Origin of the sequence: Dietzia sp. DQ11-44 (assembly GCF_014145205.1) — a bacterium.
Classification (GTDB): domain Bacteria; phylum Actinomycetota; class Actinomycetes; order Mycobacteriales; family Mycobacteriaceae; genus Dietzia; species Dietzia natronolimnaea.
The window spans coordinates 1-2840 of record NZ_JAALEC010000349.1; the positions used below are offsets into that span (position 1 = coordinate 1).

Genomic DNA, 2840 nt, shown 5'->3' on the forward strand with positions numbered 1-2840 from the left:
GCGCGGACCGGCCGGGCGCCGGACGCACCGTGGCGAACAGAGAACCCGGTCACGTCCGCTTGCCGCCGCACGCCTGCGCGGTCTACAGTTCTCGGTCATGCGGAAGATTCTCGTAGTAACCGGACGTAACGGGGCCTGAAGACCGGCACCCCCGTTGCGTGGTTGCTCGATCTCCGTCGGTCCCCGCACCGACGTCTGAGACGAGAACACCATGTACGCCACCACCTCCTCCCCCACCGGGACGACCTCCTGCCCGTTCGCGGAGCGGTTCGGTCGCCGGTTGCCGAGCGGCTTCGCCGACGAGGCGGCCGCACTGGACTGGCGCACGCTCGTCGACACCTACGCGCCGTCGACCGACCACTTCCACCTGGCCGACCTCACGCGCCGTCCGCTGGGCCGCGGGATCACGGCGTACGAGGCGATCCTGGCCACCCGTGATCCTGCAGCCCCGGGTGAGTTCACCGCCCACCGCCTGACCACCGAGTCCTGCGGGGACCTCACCGCCATGTCCGAGATGCTGGGCAGGATCGGGGCCCGCGTGGAGATCGAGCGGTTCCACCAGTACGAGGGAGACGCGTTCGACCGGACCGAGTCCTGGTGCACGATCCTGCAGGCCACCTGCGGGCGGCGCGCGACGTGGGCCATGGGTTTCGGGCAGTCCCCGGGCGAGGCCTCGATCGCCGCGCTGCTGAATGCGGCGACCCTCCTCCACCTGCGCTGAGAGAGGGCCTGTCGGTCACTTTCTGTAAAGTGATCGGCGAACCCCGACCCTGGTCGACCACCGACACCCCGCCCTCTTCCGGCGGGGGCGTCCGCGCGTCGTTCTCCGGTCCACACGACGAGAGGAGCCGCCGGTGATCGCGATCCTCTCGGCCCACGCCGTGGCCGCCCTGCTCGCGGTCCCGCTGGTCCTGAGGTTCGGTCGCCGAGCGTTCCTGGCACTGGCCCTGGTGCCGGCGGCGGGAGCGGTGTGGGTGGCCGCCAACCTGGGCCGCGTCCCCACCGAGTCCGTCCAGTGGGCACCCGGCATCCACCTCGCGCTCGATCTGCGGATGGATGCGTTGTCGGCGCTGTTGGCGCTCATCGCCCTGGGCGTGGGCGCCCTGGTCCTGGTCTACTGCACCTGGTACTTCAAGGACGACGAACCCCGCCTGCACCTGTTCGCCGCCGAGCTCGTGGCCTTCGCCGGGGTCATGTTCGGCCTGGTGGTGGCCGACAACATGATCCTCCTCTACATCTTCTGGGAGATCACCTCCGTCCTGAGCTTCCTGTTGGTCGGCCACTACGCGGCGCGGGCCTCCGCCCGCCGCGCGGCCACCCTGGCCCTGCTCGTCACCACCCTCGGCGGTCTGGCGATGCTCGTCGGGTTGATCATCCTGGGCCAGGCCACCGGGTCCTACCTGATCAGCGACGTCGTCGCGTCGCCACCGTCGGGTCCGCTCATCCACTGGGCGCTGGTCCTGGTGATCATCGGTGCGGGGAGCAAGTCCGCGATCGCCCCGCTGCACTTCTGGCTGCCGGGCGCCATGTCGGCCCCCACGCCGGTGAGCGCCTACCTGCACTCCGCCGCGATGGTCAAGGCCGGAGTCTTCCTCGTCGCGGCCATGACCCCCGGTCTGTCCGGTTCGTCCACCTGGCAGCTCCCGCTCATCGTGCTGGGTCTGGTCTCGCTCCTCATGGCCGGGTGGCGCGCGCTGCGCGAGACGGATCTCAAGCTCGTGCTCGCGTTCGGTACCGTGAGCCAGCTGGGGTTCCTTCTCGTCCTGGTGGGCATCGGGTCGCGAGACACCATGCTCGCCGGCCTGACGATGCTGCTCGCTCACTCCCTGTTCAAGTCGGCGTTGTTCATGTCCGTCGGCGTGATCGACAAGACCACCGGCACCCGGGAGATCCGCGACCTGTCGGGCCTCGGGCGGAAGCGACCCGCGCTCGCACTCGTCTTCACCCTCGCCGCCGCCTCGATGGCGGGCCTGCCCCCCTTCCTCGGGTTCGTCGGGAAGGAGGCCGCGTTCGCCACGGTCCTGTCCGAGGAGCGACTGCACGGGATGCCGTCGCTGGTCGTCACCGCGGGGCTCGTGGCGGGGTCCGTCCTCACCTTCTCCTACACCGCACGCCTGGTCATGGGCGCCTTCCGGTCCAAGCGGTCCTTCCCCGACGGCATCAGCCCCGCCGTCGCCGCCTCCCGTCCGGCGGGCCCGCTGTTCCTGTCCGTTCCCGCCGCCCTGGCCGTCTCCGGACTGGTGCTGGGGCTGTGGAACGCGCCCGTCGAGAACCTCATCGCCCGGTACGTCGACGTGGCGTTCCCGCCCGGCAGTCCGTGGCGCGGACCCGAGGGTTACCACCTGGGCCTGTGGCACGGGATCGGCGTCCCGCTCGCCCTCACCCTGGTGGTCTACGTGCTGGGCACCCTGCTCTACGTGGCGCAGCGGACCGTCGAGAGGATGCAGTTCGAGTCGCCGGCCCTCGGCAACGCCGACCGCATCTACGACGCGGTGCTCAGGTTCTTCGACACCCTCTCGCTGCGCCTGACGGCGAGCATCCAGCGAGGCTCCCTACCGCTCACCCTCGGGATCATCCTGGTGACCCTCGTGGTGTTCCCGTTCGTCTCACTCCTCGCCGGCACCCGCGAGGGCCTGCGCATGGAGCTGTCGGCCAACCCGGTCGTGCTGATCGTCATGATCCCCATGGCGCTCGCCGCGGTGGCCGCCGCGGTGCTGCGCAACCGCCTCGCCGCGGTGATCTGCATGTCCGTTACCGGGTACGGGCTCGCCGTGATCTTCGCCTTCCACGGCGCCCCGGACCTCGCGCTCACCCAGGCGCTGGTCGAGACGCTCCTGATG

General features: G+C 70.4%; 2 protein-coding genes. Both read left to right on the forward strand.

Going from position 1 to position 2840, the window contains the following annotated elements; translation table 11 throughout:
- The first annotated feature begins 211 nt into the window (after positions 1–211).
- On the forward strand, positions 212–721 hold the full coding sequence (locus tag G6018_RS09390) for a hypothetical protein (RefSeq protein ID WP_182639465.1): 510 nt from the start codon (positions 212–214) through the stop codon (positions 719–721).
- A gap of 133 nt (positions 722–854) precedes the next feature.
- Positions 855–2840: proton-conducting transporter membrane subunit (locus G6018_RS09395; protein WP_182639466.1), on the forward strand; the 1986-nt coding region annotated here is incomplete at its 3' end.

Bases quoted from the DNA above. Each gene is read 5' to 3' on its own strand.
- G6018_RS09390 (WP_182639465.1), top strand. From the start codon at position 212: ATGTACGCCACCACCTCCTCCCCCACCGGGACGACCTCCTGCCCGTTC.